The following is a 14968-nucleotide window of genomic DNA, read 5'->3' on the forward strand; positions in this document are numbered from 1 at the left end:
GCTCGCGGGCCCCGTCGAGGCGGCGGTCGCCCCCCCCCCCCCCTTCCCCCCCCCCCTCCCCCCCCCCCCCCTCACCCCCCCCCCCCCCCCCCCCCCCCCCCTCCCGCCGCCACCCCCCCCCCCCCCCCCCCCCCCCCCCCCCCGTCACAGCATAGGGGCGATCACTTCGCCGCGACGGCCTTCGCGGGCGTCTTCTTCGCCGGAACCGCCTTGGCATCGGCCTTCGCCGGAGCAGCGGGCGCGGCGACCTCGCCGGCCGGCTTCGGCCGGGCGGCGAACTGCTCGAACACCGCGCGCGGCTGCTGCACCGCGGCGAGCGAGACGATGTCGCGACGAAGCCAGAAGTTGTTCCACCAACCCCAGAAGACGCGGAACTTGCGCTCCCACGTCGGCATCGCGAGGCCGTGGTAGCCGCGGTGCGCGAACCAGGCGAGGAGGCCCGTGATCGCGATCTTGCCCGACTGGAACGCGCCGGAGCCGACGCCGAGGCCGGCGACCGCGCCGAGGTTCTTGTGGAAGTAGTTCCGCGGCTCCTCGCCGCGGAGGACCGCGACGATGTTCTTGGCGAGCAGCTTGCCCTGGCGCACGGCGTGCTGCGCGTTGGGCACGCAGTAGCCGCCGACGCCGCCGCCCGTGAGGTCGGGCACGGCCGCGATGTCGCCGGCAGCCCAGGCGTCGGGCACGATGTCGTCCTCGTCGCCCACGCGGAGGTCGGCGCGAGCCTTGATGCGGCCGCGCTCCTCGACCGGCAGGTCGCTCGTGCGGACGATGGCGGGGTTCGCCATGACGCCGGCGGTCCAGACGATGAGGTCGGACTCGAAGGTCTCGCCCGTGGACAGCTCGATGCGGCCGTCGACCGCGCTCGTCAACTGCGTGTCGAGGTGGATCTCGGCGCCGCGCTGTGCGAGGTGCTTGATGACCCAGTGGCTGGTCGGCAGCGACACCTCGGGCATGATGCGGCCCATCGCCTCGATGAGGTGGAAGTGCGTGTCGTCGAAGGTCAGCTGCGGGTAGTACTCGAGCAGCGCGCTGGCGAACGAGCGGAGCTCGGCGAACACCTCGATGCCGGCGAAGCCGCCGCCGACGACGACGAACGTGAGCAGGCGGTCGCGCGCGGGGCCCGCCGGCAGGTTCGCGGCCTTGTCGAAGTTGGTGAGCACGCGGTCGCGGATGGCGACGGCCTCCTCGACCGTCTTCAGCCCGATGGCGTTGTCGGCGATGCCGGGGATCGGGAACGTGCGCGACACCGCGCCGCCCGTCACGACGATGACGTCGTAGTCGAACTGCCACGGCTCGCCGACCTCGGGCGTGATGGTCGCGGTCTTCGACGCGTGGTCGATGCCGGTGACCTTGGCCGTGACCACCGTGGTCTTCTTGAGGTGGCGGCGCAGCGCGACGACCGAGTGGCGCGGCTCGATCGAGCCCGCGGCGACCTCGGGAAGGAACGGCTGGTACGTCATGTACGGCAGCGGGTCGACGACCGTCACCTCGGCCTCGCCGGGTCGCAGCCACTTCTCGAGCTTCCACGCCGTGTAGAAGCCTGCGTAGCCGCCACCGACGATGAGAATCTTGGGCACGGTGAATGGACTCCTTGGATCTGTGATGACTGCGGTCAGCGCGAGCCGGTGCGCGAGGTCCGCCTGATATGCCGAGTGGCGCCGATGCCCAACAGCGCTGCTAGCGTACCAAATCCCGCGACCAGCGAGAGCGGGACCGTGATATAGGCGAGCGTCCACGCGGTCGGGAGGAGCGTCTTCGCGCTGTCGGCGCGGGGCGGCGGCGGGTCGGCGATCGGCACGATCTCCTGGGACTCGTCGATGCCGCCGCCGTCGTCCTCGGGCAGGTCGGCCCGCCGATGCACGCGGATCCAGTCCTCGAGGCTGCCGAGCGGATTGGCCTCGACGGCCTCGACCTCCTCGGTGAGGGCCGCGACGGGGTCGATGATGCCGTATCCGTAGAGCGGGCTCGGGACGGCCTCTCCCTTCGGGTCGGCGGTGCGAATGAGTCGATTGATGACGTTCGCGGCGTCGAGCTCGGGGTACTCCGACCGCACGAGGGCGACGAGGCCCGACACGAGCGGCGCGGCCGCGCTGGTGCCCGACCACTGCACGTAGCTGCCGTCGGGCAGCACGCCGACGAGGTCCTCGCTCGGCGCCGACACGGCGATCGTGATGCCCTGCGAACTCGCGTCGAAGCTCGCGTTCTGCTCCCGGTCGACTCCGGCGACGGCGAGCACCCCGGGGATCGTCGCCGGAGCGCCGACCTCGCTGGTACCCGACCCTCGGTTGCCGGCCGCGGCGACCACGACGACATCGTTCTCGAACGCGTAGCGGAACGCGTCATCCCAGCTCTCTGGCCAGTCGCGCGTGTTGCGCGTGAGCGACATGTTGATGACGTCGGCGCCGTTGTCGACCGACCACCGCACGGCCTCGGCGATCTGCTCGTCGTTCGTCTTGTCGGAGCCGGTGTCCTGCCCGAACGCCACCGACACCGTCAGCAGGTCGGCTTGCGGTGCGACCCCGATGACGCCGTTGCCCTCGCCCGTGCCGCGGCCCGCCAGCAGCGACGCCACCATGGTGCCGTGCTCGCTCTCCTCGCCGACGGGCGTCTGTCCGTCGGGAGCGCCGAGGCCCGAGACATCCGTGCCGCCGACGACGACGCCGGCGAGCTCGGCGACCTCGCCGTTCACTCCGGTGTCGATCACCGCGACCGTGACGCCCTCGCCGCGCGAGGCGGTCCACGCGGTCGTGAAGCCGTAGTCGTTCAGCCAGTACTCGAGGTCGCGCACGGTGTCGGCGTGCGCGGGCGAGGTGCCCGCCACGGCGAACGCGGCCGCGAGCACGACGCCGGCCCCGGCGCGCCACCATCGGCGGTGACGCGGATCGGAGCGGGCGGGCCGGCGGGTCACGCGGACCCCGGGGCGATGAGATCGTCGACGCCGTAGTCGGGGCACCGGCACACCTCGGGCGACCAGCTCGACCGTTCGAGTGCGAGGTCGCCGATCGGGTTCACGCCCGGTCCGGCGGCGAGTGCCTGGCCGGCGAGGGCGTGCAGGCACTTCACGCGCGTGGGCATGCCGCCGGCCGAGATGCCCGCGATCTCGGCGACCACGGCGATCGACTCGCGGTCCTCGAGGTACTGCCGGTGCGCGGCCTCGTAGGCGGCGCGCACCTCGGGGTCGCGCTCGAGCAGCTCGGTGAACTCGACCATGAGCTGCGCCGCCTCGAGGAACGACATCGACGCCGTGGCGACCGGATGCGTGAGGTAGTAGAACGTGGGGAACGGCGTGCCGTCGGACAGGCGCGGGGCGGTCGAGACGACGGTCGGCGCGCCGCACACGCAGCGGGCGGCGATGCCGACGACGTCGCGCGCGGGGCGGCCGAGCTGCGCCGAGACGATGCGGATGTCGCGCTCTGAGACCGGTTCGAACGGCGGACGGGTCATCGGGTCCCCTCGTCGGTGGGCGTGTCGGCGGGTGCCGTCGGGTCGGGGGCGCCGCCGGCGGCCGGTGTCAGCCCCGCCGCCATCATCGACCGCAGCATCGTCTGCATCCAGTCGCCGCGGAGCTCGGTGACCTCGGCGGAGACCGAGCGTTCGAGCGAGGCGGCCGACGGCACCGTGCGGTCGTCGATGACGAGGTAGCTCACCTCGCCGGGGCGCACGTAGTAGAGCCGCTCGCGCGCCTGCGTGACGATGAACGTCTCGTCGTTCCAGCGCTCGCGCTCCTCGGCGAGTTCGGCGACCGCGGCCTCCTGGCGCGCGACCTCGGCCCTGAGCTCGGCGATCTGCTGCCGCTGCTCGGCGTACTCGGCGATGCTGGGTGCGAGCACGACCACGGCGAGCACGAGTACGCCCATCATGATGATCGAGAAGCCCGAGAAGCGGATGCCCGACAGCCAGGCCGACGCGACCTGCGGGACCGACTGGCGCGGCTTGGGCGTCTCCTTCTGCGGCGACTGCGGCGCCTTCGGTGCGGTGCGCGCGGGACGACGTGCGGCGTTCATCGTCCTCCTCAACCTCACCGGGAAACGACCGACGGGGGCGGCCGCTGGCCGCCCCCGTCGAGCGTCTCTCGGACTCGTTACGCCGTGAAGCGCGGGAACGCCGTGCGGCCCGCGTACACCGCGGCCTCGCCGAGCTCTTCTTCGATCCTCAGAAGCTGATTGTACTTGGCGACCCGCTCGGACCGGGCGGGCGCGCCCGTCTTGATCTGGCCGCAGTCGGTGGCCACGGCGAGGTCGGCGATCGTCGTGTCCTCGGTCTCGCCCGAGCGGTGCGAGAGCACCGCGGTGTACCCGGCGCGCTGCGCGAGGCCGACCGCGTCGAGCGTCTCGGTGAGGGTGCCGATCTGGTTGACCTTCACGAGGATCGAGTTGCCGACCTGGCGGCCGATGCCGTCGGCGAGCCGCGTCGGGTTGGTGACGAACAGGTCGTCGCCGACGAGCTGGAGCTTGGTGCCGAGCGTCGAGGTGAGCTCGGCCCAGCCGTCCCAGTCGTCCTCGGCCAGCGGGTCCTCGATCGAGATGAGCGGGTACGCGTCGGCGAGCTCGCTGTAGTACGCGTTCATCTCGGCCGCGCTGCGGTCCTGGCCCTCGAAGCGGTACACGCCGTTCTCGAAGAACTCCGTCGCCGCGACATCCAGGCCGAGTGCGATGTCGGTGCCGAGCGTGAAGCCGGCCTTGCCGATCGCCTCGGCGATCAGGTCGAGCGCGGCGCGGTTGTTCGCGAGGTCGGGCGCGAAGCCGCCCTCGTCGCCGAGCCCGGTCGAGAGGCCCTTCGACTTCAGCAGGCTCTTCAGCGCGTGGTAGGTCTCGACGCCCCAGCGGAGGCCCTCGGAGTAGGTGTCGGCCCCGATGGGCAGCACCATGAACTCCTGGATGTCGACACCGGTGTCGGCGTGCGCGCCGCCGTTGATGATGTTCATCATCGGGACGGGCAGCACGTGCGCGTTGGGGCCGCCGAGGTAGCGGAACAGCGGCAGGTCGGCGGAGTCGGCGGCGGCCTTCGCGACGGCGAGGCTCACGCCGAGGATGGCATTGGCGCCGAGGCGGCCCTTGTTGTCGGTGCCGTCGGCGTCCTTCAGGGCCTGGTCGACGACGCGCTGGTCAGTCGCGTCGAGGTCCTCGATCGCCGGGCCGAGCTCGTCGAGCACGGCGTCGACCGCCTTCTGCACGCCCTTGCCGAGGTAGCGGTCGTTGTCGCCGTCGCGCAGCTCGTACGCCTCGAACGCGCCGGTCGAGGCACCCGAGGGCACCGCGGCCCGCGAGACGGTGCCGTCGTCGAGCAGGACCTCGACCTCGACCGTGGGGTTGCCGCGCGAATCCAGGATCTCCCGTGCGCCGACAGCTTCGATGAATGCCACAGTGAACTCCTCTGTGATGGGGGTGTGCGTGGACGACTCCGTCGTGGCCCGCAGGACAGTCTAGGACCCTGCTTCCGAGCCCGTCTCACGTATGTCGTCAGGCTCGCCCGGTCAGGCGTCTAGGTCGCGGAACGCGAGCGACGTGGCATCCGTCGTCTCGGCGGTCACGGTCGCCCAGGCGTCGAAGCCGTCGCCCGTCACGCGCTCGAGGAGTCCGCGCAGGTTCTTCGCCCGGCGCTCGAAGCGCACGCGCATGCCGGATGCCACGAGCTCGTGCTTCAGCCCGAGGAGCTCTGCGGGCTCGACATCGGGGTCGTACACGAGCACGACCGACCGCGGCCGGCCCTCGTCGCGCACGGCGAGCAGGTCGACGATCCGCTCGAACCCGATGGAGAACCCGCACGCGGGCACCTCCTGCCCGAGGAACCGCCCGATCATGTGGTCGTACCGGCCGCCGCCGCCCAGGGAGTAGCCGTGGTCAGGGTGCGCGATCTCGAAGATGGTGCCCGTGTAGTAGCCCATGCCGCGCACGAGCGTCGGGTCGAAGTCGATGCCGGTGCCCGGGACCGCGTCGCGCAGCGCGATGAGGTCGCGGTACGCCGCGTGGTCGAGCCACGCGGGCGGGGGCACGACGCCGTCGAGCAGGTGCCAGTCGGCCGCGGCGAGCGCCCGCAGCTCGTCGGCGACACCGGGCCGGTCGACGCCCAGCGTCGCGAGCTCGGCCGCGACCCCGTCGGGTCCGATCTTGTCGAGCTTGTCGATCGTGATGAGCGCGCGCTCGCGCAGGTCGTCGGGTACGCCCCACGACGAGAGGATCGCGGCGAGGATGCGCCGGTCGTTGAGCCGGATGCGGCACCCCTCGAGCCCGAGCGCGTCGAGCGCGGCCACGGTCGCCGTGAGCAGCTCGAGCTCGGCGAGCGGGCCGGCCTCGCCGATGATGTCGATGTCGCACTGCACGAACTGCCGGTATCGCCCCTTCTGCGGGCGTTCGGCCCGCCAGACGGGCGCGATCTGGATGGCGCGGAACACGGGCGGCAGCGCCGCCCGGTGGGTCGCGTAGAAGCGGGCGAGCGGCACCGTGAGGTCGTAGCGCAGGCCCAGGTCGGCGAGGGCGAGCGCGTCGCCGGATGCCGCGGCCGCCGCGAGGTCGTCGGGCGTCAGGCCCCGCTTCATGACGGCGAACGCGAGCTTCTCGTTGTCGCCGCCGAGACCCGCGTGCAGGCGCGACGAGTCCTCCATGACGGGCGTCTCGATCTCGTCGAACCCGTGCGTCGCGTACACCCCGCGGATCACCGAGAGCGCGTGCTCGCGGCGGGCCTTCTCGGCGGGCAGGAAGTCGCGCATGCCGCGCGGGGGCGTCACGGGTTGGGCCATGCGGTCCATTCTTCCAGCAGCGGATGGCGCCGCCCGCACCGCCCACTGGCTCGGTGCCGACGCGAGCGCGAGTACCACGCCGCTCAGCTCGGCACGTCGAGGCCCTTGCGGTGCATGAGCTCGGCGAGCCGTTCCGCGTCGTCGATGCCGAGCGCGAACCGCACCGTCAGCTCGCCGCGATCGTCCTCCTGCACGTAGTACTCGTAGTCGCTCCGCGACATCCGCTCGCCCTCGGCGTCGAGGAAGTGCCAGCGGACACGGGCCCGCGTGATCCGCTCGGTGAGCGGCACCTCCTCCAGCACGTCGAACTCGACGCCCGCCAGGCCGAGCCGCTTGTACAGCGGATACGACTGCTCGAGCGCCCCGGCGACCGCGTCCTCCGAGTCGAGCGAGCCGGCGAACGGGTCGGCGAGCATCGCGCGGGGCGGCCCCCACAGGGCGGCGGCGGTCCGCGCGTCGAAGTTCTCGAGCGCGGCGCCATAGCGGGCGAAGAACTCGTGCAGCTCCCGGGATTCGATGGCCATGACCGGAGGCTACGCCGACGCACCGCGAACGTCACGGGCCTTGCGACCCGTCGGCTCGGGCGCGTCAGGCCTCGGCGGCCCGCACGTCCTCCTGCAGCGAGCGGATGGCGCCGCGCAGCGCCCGCTCGGCGTCGAGGCCCTGCGCCCGGGCCGATGCGACGAGCGCGATCAGCGTGTCGCCGAGGGCCTCCTCGCTGCCCGGCGCGTGCGCGGCATCCGTCGCGTCGCGGGTCACTCCCACCTTCTCGGCCTTGCCGAGCAGCTTCTGCGCGAGCGCCAGCGCGGGCATGCCCTGCGGCACGCCGTCGAGCACGCTCGTGCGGTGCGGCTTCTCGCTGGCCTTGAGGTCGTCCCAGAACGCGACGACGTCGGCGGCGGTCTCGGCCTCCCGGTCGCCGAAGACGTGCGGATGACGCGCCACCATCTTCGCGGTCATGTGCCGGGCCACGTCGTCGATGTCGTAGTCCTCGCCCGGGGTGTGCGCAGCGAGGTCGGCGTGGAACAGGACCTGGTAGAGCACGTCGCCGAGCTCCTCGATCATCTCCTCACGGGAGCCGGACTCGATCGCGTCGATGAGCTCCCAGCACTCCTCGACGAGGTACTGCACGAGCGACTCGTGCGTCTGGTCGGCGTCCCACGGGCAGCCGCCCGGCCCGCGGAGCCGGCCGACCATGGCGACGAGCTCGAGCAGGCCGTCGCCGGGCGCGGCCCCGGCCGTCGCGGCATCCGTCGCACTCCGGCGGTGCTCCCGCTCGCCGGTCCCGTGCCCGCTCGAGCGCGTCATCCCGCACCGCCTCTCGTGGGCCGTGCGACCGGCCCTCGCTGCGAGCCTAACCGCGCCACCCGGTAGGGTGGATCGCAGGGGTGCCGGGAAGTCTGGTCGGCCGACGCGTTCGCGTCGTCACCGTTCCGCGCGCGGTTCCGCCCGCCGCCCCGACCCCGCCGAGGTGCCATGAACGTCCTCCGGTCCGAGCGCGTCTCCGCGTCGCTCCTGCTCGCCGCCGCCATCCTCGGGCTGCTGCTCGCGAACCTCGCGAGCGGGCCCGCCCTGCTCGATCTCAAGCACCTGCATCTCGCGGTGCCGTTCACCCCGCTCGACCTCTCGGTCGGCCACTGGATCAGCGACGGGCTGCTCGCGATCTTCTTCTTCATCGTCGCGGTCGAGCTGCGGCGCGAGCTGGTCATCGGCGAGCTCAACGGCTTCGCGAAGGCCGCCCTCCCGGCCGTCGCGGCGATCGGCGGCGTGGTGGTGCCGGCGCTCGTGTTCCTCGCGTTCGCGGGCAGCGGGCCGACCGCCGACGGCTGGCCCGTGCCGACCGCGACCGACATCGCGTTCGCGCTCGGCGTGCTGGCCATGTTCGGCCGGTTCATCCCGACCCGCGTGCGGGTCTTCCTGCTCGCCCTCGCCGTGCTCGACGACCTCATCGCCATCCTGATCATCGCGTTCTTCTTCACGGCCGACGCCGACCTGACCTTCCTCGGCTTCGCCGCGATCACGGTGACCGTGTTCGGCATGACGAGCCGCCTGCTGCGCCCGCGTTCGCCCTACGTGCTCGCGCGGCGCGCGCAATGGCCGATCATCGCGGTCCTGTGCGCGCTGGCCGTGCTCACCTGGAGCTTCGTGTACCTCTCGGGCGTGCACGCGACGATCGCGGGCGTGATGCTCGGCCTCGTCATGTCGCGTCGTCCGGCCGGCCGGGCCGTGCACGCGCTCGAGCCCTGGTCGAACGCGGTGATCCTGCCCCTGTTCGCATTCTCCGCCGCGCTGGTCGCCATCCCGCAGGTGAGCCCGAGCGAGCTCGACCCGGCGTTCTGGGGCATCCTCGTGGGCCTGCCCGTGGGCAAGATCGTGGGCATCACCCTGATCGGCGGCCTGGCGACGCTCGTCGTGCACCGGCGCACGGGGACGAAGCCGCTCACCTGGTCCGACCTGGCGACGGTGGGAGCGCTCGGCGGCATCGGATTCACGGTGTCGCTGCTCATGAACGAGCTCGCGTTCCGCGAGTTCCCCGAGGTGGTCGACCAGGGCACGGTCGCGGTGCTGCTCGGCTCGGGCGTCGCCGTGGTGATCTCGGCCGTCATCGTGAGCCTGAAGTCGCGCGCCTACCGCGCGCGAGGCGCGGCGCGCGGGGTCGGCGGAGCGCTCTCGCGCTGAGCGGCGCCACGACGAGCGCGTCGTCGCCGGCCGGGCCGCCGGGTCGGCCCCGCGCCGCCCTCAGCCCGCGGTCGCGGTGGCGGCTCCCTCGACGGCGACCGGCTCGGCGGGGAAGATCACGCCGATGAGGTTCGAGACCCACTCGATGAGGTCGGCGTCGCCCGGCGCCTCACCGCCAGGGGTGGGGAACGGCACCAGGATCACGTCGTTCTGCGGGAAGAGCTTCGCACCGGGGTACATGCGCTCGAGGCGCACGCGACGCGAGTCGGGCAGCTTCGCCGGGGCGATGCGCAGCTTCGATCCGGTCGCGATCACGTCGGAGAGCCCGGCGAGCTGCGCCTTCCGCCGCAGGCGCGAGATGGCCACGAGGTGCTCGACCGCCTCGGGCGGTTCGCCGTAGCGGTCGACGAGCTCCTCGACGACGAGGTCGATCTGGCCCTCCTTCGCCGCCGGGCCGCTCGCGGCCGACAGCTTCTGGTACGCCTCGAGGCGGAGTCGCTCGGAGTCGACGTACTCCTCGGGGATGTGCGCGTCGACGGGCAGCTCGAGCCGGAGCTCGGTCTGCCCCTCGGCGACCTCGCCGCGGAACGCGTTGACCGCCTCGCCGATCATGCGCAGGTACAGGTCGAAGCCGACGCCCGCGATGTGGCCGGCCTGCTCGGCGCCGAGCAGGTTGCCCGCGCCGCGGATCTCGAGATCCTTCAGCGCGATCTGCATGCCGCCGCCGAGCTCGTTGTTCGCCGAGATCGTCTCGAGCCGGTCGTGCGCGGTCTCGGAGAGCGGCTTCGCGGGGTCGTAGAGGAAGTACGCGTAGGCGCGCTCGCGACCGCGGCCGACACGGCCGCGCAGCTGGTGGAGCTGTGAGAGCCCGTACTTGTCGGCGCGGTCGATGATGATCGTGTTCGCGTTCGAGATGTCGAGGCCGGTCTCGATGATGGTGGTCGAGACGAGCACGTCGAACTTGCGCTCCCAGAAGTCGACCACGATCTGCTCGAGCACGTGCTCGTTCAGCTGGCCGTGAGCCACCGCGATCCGCGCCTCGGGCACGAGCTCGGCGAGCTGCGCGGCGACCCGGTTGATCGACGAGACGCGGTTGTGCACGAAGAACACCTGGCCCTCGCGGAGCAGCTCGCGGCGGATCGCCGCGCCGACCTGCTGGTCGGAGTACGGCCCGACGAACGTGAGGATCGGATGGCGGTCTTCAGGGGGCGTCGCGAGCGTGGACATCTCGCGGATGCCGGTGACGGCCATCTCGAGCGTGCGCGGGATCGGCGTCGCGCTCATCGCGAGGATGTCGACGTTGGTCTTGAGCTTCTTCAGCTGGTCCTTGTGCTCGACGCCGAACCGCTGTTCCTCGTCGATGATGAGCAGCCCCAGATCCTTGAACCGCACCTTCTCGGTCAGGATGCGGTGCGTGCCGATGACCATGTCGACCGTGCCGTCGGCGAGGCCGGCGACGGTCTCGCGCACCTCCCGGTCGGTCTGGAACCGGGAGAGCGCCCGGACGTGCACGGGGAACCCGGCGAAGCGCTCGGAGAAGGTCTCGAGGTGCTGCTTGACGAGCAGGGTCGTCGGGACGAGCATCGCGACCTGCTTGCCATCCTGGATGGCCTTGAAGGCCGCCCGCACGGCGACCTCGGTCTTGCCGAAGCCGACATCGCCGGCGAGCAGGCGGTCCATCGGGATCGGCCGCTGCATATCGGCCTTGACCTCGTCGATGGTCTGCAGCTGGTCGGGGGTCTCGGCGTAGGGGAACGCCTCTTCGAGCTCGTGCTGCCACGGGGTGTCGGGTCCGAATGCGTGGCCCTTGGCGGCCATGCGCGCCGAGTACAGCTTCACGAGCTCGACCGCGATGTCGCGCACCGCCTTGCGGGCACGGCTCTTCGCCTGCGCCCAGTCGCTCCCGCCCATCTTCGACAGGCTGGGCGCCTCGCCGCCGACGTAGCGGGAGAGCAGGTCGAGCTGGTCCATCGGCACGTAGAGCCGGTCGCCGGCCTGCCCGCGCTTGGACGGCGCGTACTCGAGCACCACGTACTCTCGCACGGCGGTCGGCGCCTGCCGGATGCCGGCGGTGCGGCTCGGCCCGGTGGGCCGCGTGCCCGTCGCGACCTCGCGCTGCACGAGCTCGACGAAGCGGCCGATGCCGTGCGTGGAGTGCACGACGTGATCGCCGGGCTTCAGCTGGAGCGGGTCGACGACGTTGCGGCGCCGGCTCGCGAGCTTCTTCACCTGGCGCGTGTCGTACCCGGCGGAGCGGCCGTAGAACTCGGACTCGGCGATCAGGCCGAGCTTGGCCTCGGGCACCTCGAACCCTGCGGTAGCCTGCGCCTGCACGAGGAACGCCACGCCCGGCTCGAGCTCATCGGGGACGGAGTCGACGAGCCGGCCCGCGAGCCCGTGCTCGGCGAGCACGTCGCGGGCGCGCTCGACGAGGCCGTGGCCCGCCGCGGCGACGACGAGGCTCCATCCGTCGCGGAGCCGCTCGGCCACGTGGGCGACCGCACCCTCGACGTTGCCCTGGAAGCTCGGCACGCTCGTCGCGGCCACGCGCACGTACGCGGCGTCGGCCTCGGCGCCCGTCTCGCCGATCGCCTCGGCCGCGTCGCCCTGATCGAAGCTCGAGAAGGTCCACCACGCGCGCTGCGGATCGGGCTCGCCCGGCGCGCTGAAGAGCGCCGACTCGCGGAGCTCGCGGAGCGTCAGGAAGTCGCCGGCGGCGAGGTCGATGGGCGCCGCCGCACCCGCCGTCGCGGCGTTCCACGCGGCCGCGAGGAACTCGCGGTTGGTCTCTGCGAGGCTCACCGCGCGCGAGGCGACGCGCTCGGGCGCGAGCACCGCGACCGCCGCTCCGTCGGGCAGGTACGAGGTCACGGGCACGAGCCGCTCGAGCAACGCCGGTGCGAGCGACTCCATGCCCTCGACCGGGATGCCCTCGGCGATCTTCTCGAGCATGCCCGACAGGCTCGGGAACTCGTGCACCATCTCACGCGCCCGCTGGCGCACCGGCTCGGTGAGCAGCAGCTCGCGGCTCGGTGCGAGCGAGACGCGCTCGACGCGGTCGGGAAGCGAGCGCTGGTCGGCGACCGAGAAGGCCCGGAGTTCCTCGACCTCGTCGCCGAAGAAGTCGACGCGGACCGGATGGTCGGCGGTGGGCGGGAACACGTCGAGGATGCCGCCGCGCATGGCGAACTCGCCGCGTCGCGACACCATGTCGACGCGCGCGTACGCGAGGTCGACGAGACGCGCCGAGATCTCGGGCAGGTTGTACCCCCGACCGCCCGCGACGAGCTCGATCGGCGCGAGGTCGCCGAGGTTGTCGGCCACGGGCTGCAACGCCGCCCGCACCGACGCGACCACGACGAGCGGATGGCGCGGCCGCGCGCCATCCGTCGACCACTCGCGCAGGCGGCGCAGCGCGTGCAGCCGTCGGCCGACCGTCTCGGCCGACGGGCTCAGCCGCTCGTGCGGCAACGTCTCCCATGCGGGGAACTCGAGGATCTCGGCATCGTCGAGGTACGGCTCGAGCGACGCGCGGAGCGCCTCGCCCTCGCGGCTGGTCGCCGTGATCGCGAACAGCGCCGGCGGTCGCCCCGCGGCCGCGCGGCGTGCGAGCAGGCCCGCCAGCAGCGGCGCGTCGAGGCCGGCGGGCGCTGAGAAGTCGGCGTTGCGCTCGGCCTCGGCGAGGGCTCGGTCGATCGTCGAGGCGCGCGAAAGCGCCGTGTTCAAGCCCTGCAGGATCACCGGAGCAGTCTACGCGCGCCCCCTGACATCGCTCCGGTCGCACCTCTCCGTCGCACGGCCCGTCCGCTCGACGTCCGGGGCCGCCGCTAGCATGGTGCGCGCCGCCACGACCGGCCACCGCCCGACCGGAAGGACCCGCATGATCATCGCCGCCGCCGACGGTTCCGCGCTCGGCAATCCCGGCCCCGCCGGCTGGGCCTGGTACGTCGACGACTCGTGCTGGGCGGCCGGCGGCTGGCCACGCGGCACGAACAACCAGGGCGAGCTCACGGCGGTGCTCGAGCTGTTCCGCGCCACGGCGCACCTCGACGAGGAACTGCTCGTTCAGTGCGACAGCCAGTACGTGATCAATGCGCTCACGAAGTGGATGCCGAACTGGAAGCGCAAGGGCTGGCGCAAGGCCGACGGCTCCCCCGTGCTCAACCTCGAGCTCATGCAGGGCCTCGACGAGGCGCTCCGCGGTCGGCGCTACCGCTTCGAGTGGGTGCGCGGCCACGCCGGGCACCCCATGAACGAGGCGGCCGACGAGCGCGCGCGCGCGGTCGCGACCGCATACCAGCGGGGCGGCGACATCCCGGCCGGGCCCGGCTGGAGCGGCGCCTGCGAACCCGCGGTCGACGCGCTGGTCTCGCCGTCTCCCGACGAGGTCGCGCTCGAGGCCGAGATCGAGATCGATGCCGACGGCGCGGCGGCCGACGACCGCGGCCCGGCCGATGCCGCACTGTTCGACTTCGAGGAGGTCGCCGCCGACTGGACCACCCTCGCGCTCGAGCTCACGACCGAGGAGCACACCCGGCTCGTCGAACGCGCCCGTGCGGCCGGCACCTCACCCGAGGAGTTCCTCCGCGGCCTCATCTGACCGGCCGAGCGCGTCGATCACGGGGCACTCCCCCGGCCCGGGCGGCGCATCCGAGAGCGAGACGAGCGCGGCGCGCACGCGGAGCAGGTCGTCGACTCGCCGGTCGAGGTCTGCGAGGCGGTCGCTCACGAAGCCGCCGACGGGCGGCGGGCCGCCGCGATCCGAGAGCTCGAGGAACTCCGAGATCTCCGCCAGCGAGAAGCCGAGCGCCTTCGCGCGCCCGATGAAGCGCACGCGCGCCGCCGTCGCCTCGGGATAGCGCCGGTAGCCGCCGGCACTGCGCTCCGGCTCCGCGATGAGGCCGCGACGTTCGTAGAAGCGGATGGTGCTCACCGGCACGCCGGCCGCGGCCGCGAGGTCGGACGTGTGCATCAGGCCGGGGCCGGAACCGGCTCGGGCGTCGCCGCCTGAGCGTCCCGAGCGCGTCGAGCGCGCACCGTGCGCCGATCCGCCAGGAGGCCCGCTCCCTGCAGCGTCGCCCAGACCACCTCCAGCACGAGGAACACCGCGATCACGGCGCTCCCTCCGGAGGTCAAGGCGACGATCATCCATGCGGAGAACGCTACGCGCCCGATGAGCGTGTCGATCGCGACCAGCGCCGGCACCGGGTGGAGGATCCGCGCGATCGCCCACATCGTCACCACCGTGCCGGCCAGGTTGACGAACATCATCTCGACCGGCCCGAATTCGGGAAGCTGGGTGCCGGGCGCCCCGAGTCCGGTGTGCAGCCACCGCTGCAGGTCGAGCATGATGGCGGCCGTCCAGGGCGTCGCGAACGCGACCGTGACGACGAGGTCGTAGATCGCACCGGCTCGACCGAACCGCACGTCGGCGCGGGACGAGCCGAGGGCCGGCAGGGTCGCACGGCGTGCGCCGCTGGTCGCGGGAGGAGACGTGAGCGTGTTCGAGTGGTCCATGCCCACATCGTCGACCCTGCACCACGGTGCAGGGTC

General features: G+C 72.5%; 13 protein-coding genes. 2 read left to right on the forward strand and 11 right to left on the reverse strand.

The genetic code is table 11. The features are described from left to right. Positions 1 to 161: 161 nt before the first annotated feature. The 8 genes from ACZ4TW_RS21455 to ACZ4TW_RS21490 all read right to left on the reverse strand — a co-directional run bounded on the left by ACZ4TW_RS21455 (position 162) and on the right by ACZ4TW_RS21490 (position 8044). Positions 162 to 1577, reverse strand: coding sequence for an NAD(P)/FAD-dependent oxidoreductase (locus ACZ4TW_RS21455; protein ID WP_465546200.1), 1416 nt, complete (start codon positions 1575 to 1577; stop codon positions 162 to 164). Positions 1578 to 1612: 35 nt separating this feature from the next. Beyond that, positions 1613 to 2908 carry a S8 family serine peptidase gene (locus tag ACZ4TW_RS21460; RefSeq protein WP_465546202.1) on the reverse strand — a complete coding sequence of 432 codons (1296 nt, stop codon included), beginning with the start codon at positions 2906 to 2908 and terminating at the stop codon, positions 1613 to 1615. Further along, the gene (locus ACZ4TW_RS21465) at positions 2905 to 3444 is read right to left on the reverse strand and encodes a DUF501 domain-containing protein (protein ID WP_465546203.1); all 540 of its coding nucleotides are present in this window, start codon (positions 3442 to 3444) and stop codon (positions 2905 to 2907) included. The genes ACZ4TW_RS21460 and ACZ4TW_RS21465 overlap by 4 nt, the downstream gene beginning before the upstream one ends. Next, positions 3441 to 4004, reverse strand: a complete 564-nt coding sequence (locus ACZ4TW_RS21470) for an FtsB family cell division protein (RefSeq protein ID WP_465546205.1) — start codon at positions 4002 to 4004, stop codon at positions 3441 to 3443. The genes ACZ4TW_RS21465 and ACZ4TW_RS21470 overlap by 4 nt, the downstream gene beginning before the upstream one ends. A 77-nt stretch (positions 4005 to 4081) precedes the next feature. Then, entirely contained in the window at positions 4082 to 5362 is a 1281-nt protein-coding gene (gene eno / locus ACZ4TW_RS21475) for a phosphopyruvate hydratase (protein WP_465546207.1), read from the reverse strand. Positions 5363 to 5473: 111 nt separating this feature from the next. Next, entirely contained in the window at positions 5474 to 6736 is a 1263-nt protein-coding gene (gene hisS, locus ACZ4TW_RS21480) for a histidine--tRNA ligase (protein ID WP_465546209.1), read from the reverse strand. A gap of 83 nt (positions 6737 to 6819) precedes the next feature. Then, the gene (locus ACZ4TW_RS21485) at positions 6820 to 7260 is read right to left on the reverse strand and encodes a hypothetical protein (protein ID WP_465546211.1); all 441 of its coding nucleotides are present in this window, start codon (positions 7258 to 7260) and stop codon (positions 6820 to 6822) included. Positions 7261 to 7324: 64 nt separating this feature from the next. After that, a complete protein-coding gene (locus tag ACZ4TW_RS21490; RefSeq protein WP_465546213.1) occupies positions 7325 to 8044 on the reverse strand; it encodes a nucleoside triphosphate pyrophosphohydrolase in 720 nt (239 codons plus the stop codon). A 168-nt stretch (positions 8045 to 8212) separates the two neighbouring features. On the opposite strand from ACZ4TW_RS21490, the gene nhaA reads away from it, so the two are divergent. After that, complete coding sequence (gene nhaA / locus ACZ4TW_RS21495; protein WP_465546215.1) at positions 8213 to 9415, forward strand: Na+/H+ antiporter NhaA; 1203 nt, start codon at positions 8213 to 8215, stop codon at positions 9413 to 9415. A gap of 60 nt (positions 9416 to 9475) precedes the next feature. On the opposite strand, the gene mfd is transcribed toward nhaA, so the two are convergent. After that, a complete protein-coding gene (gene mfd, locus ACZ4TW_RS21500; protein WP_465546217.1) occupies positions 9476 to 13156 on the reverse strand; it encodes a transcription-repair coupling factor in 3681 nt (1226 codons plus the stop codon). A 139-nt stretch (positions 13157 to 13295) separates the two neighbouring features. Here mfd and ACZ4TW_RS21505 point away from each other — a divergent pair, with 139 nt between their 5' ends. Further along, positions 13296 to 14015, forward strand: a complete 720-nt coding sequence (locus ACZ4TW_RS21505; protein ID WP_465546219.1) for an RNase H family protein — start codon at positions 13296 to 13298, stop codon at positions 14013 to 14015. Here the strand turns inward: ACZ4TW_RS21505 and ACZ4TW_RS21510 are convergent. Both ACZ4TW_RS21510 and ACZ4TW_RS21515 read right to left on the reverse strand, forming a co-directional pair. After that, positions 13983 to 14387 (reverse strand): MerR family transcriptional regulator, encoded by a 405-nt coding sequence (locus tag ACZ4TW_RS21510; protein ID WP_465546221.1) that lies wholly within the window; start codon positions 14385 to 14387, stop codon positions 13983 to 13985. The genes ACZ4TW_RS21505 and ACZ4TW_RS21510 overlap by 33 nt on opposite strands. Continuing rightward, on the reverse strand, positions 14387 to 14932 hold the full coding sequence (locus ACZ4TW_RS21515; RefSeq protein WP_465546223.1) for a hypothetical protein: 546 nt from the start codon (positions 14930 to 14932) through the stop codon (positions 14387 to 14389). The genes ACZ4TW_RS21510 and ACZ4TW_RS21515 overlap by 1 nt, the downstream gene beginning before the upstream one ends. Positions 14933 to 14968 lie beyond the last annotated feature (36 nt).

Source organism: Agromyces sp. NPDC029043 (assembly GCF_055564615.1).

What these genes read in the sequence shown, in the direction of transcription:
- ACZ4TW_RS21505 (WP_465546219.1), top strand. Translation starts at nt 13,296, where the DNA reads ATGATCATCGCCGCCGCCGACGGTTCCGCGCTCGGCAATCCCGGCCCC.
- ACZ4TW_RS21510 (WP_465546221.1), bottom strand. Translation starts at nt 14,387, where the DNA reads ATGCACACGTCCGACCTCGCGGCCGCGGCCGGCGTGCCGGTGAGCACC.
- ACZ4TW_RS21465 (WP_465546203.1), bottom strand. Translation starts at nt 3,444, where the DNA reads ATGACCCGTCCGCCGTTCGAACCGGTCTCAGAGCGCGACATCCGCATC.
- hisS (WP_465546209.1), bottom strand. Translation starts at nt 6,736, where the DNA reads ATGGCCCAACCCGTGACGCCCCCGCGCGGCATGCGCGACTTCCTGCCC.
- ACZ4TW_RS21470 (WP_465546205.1), bottom strand. Translation starts at nt 4,004, where the DNA reads ATGAACGCCGCACGTCGTCCCGCGCGCACCGCACCGAAGGCGCCGCAG.
- ACZ4TW_RS21485 (WP_465546211.1), bottom strand. Translation starts at nt 7,260, where the DNA reads ATGGCCATCGAATCCCGGGAGCTGCACGAGTTCTTCGCCCGCTATGGC.
- ACZ4TW_RS21515 (WP_465546223.1), bottom strand. Translation starts at nt 14,932, where the DNA reads ATGGACCACTCGAACACGCTCACGTCTCCTCCCGCGACCAGCGGCGCA.
- ACZ4TW_RS21490 (WP_465546213.1), bottom strand. Translation starts at nt 8,044, where the DNA reads ATGACGCGCTCGAGCGGGCACGGGACCGGCGAGCGGGAGCACCGCCGG.
- nhaA (WP_465546215.1), top strand. Translation starts at nt 8,213, where the DNA reads ATGAACGTCCTCCGGTCCGAGCGCGTCTCCGCGTCGCTCCTGCTCGCC.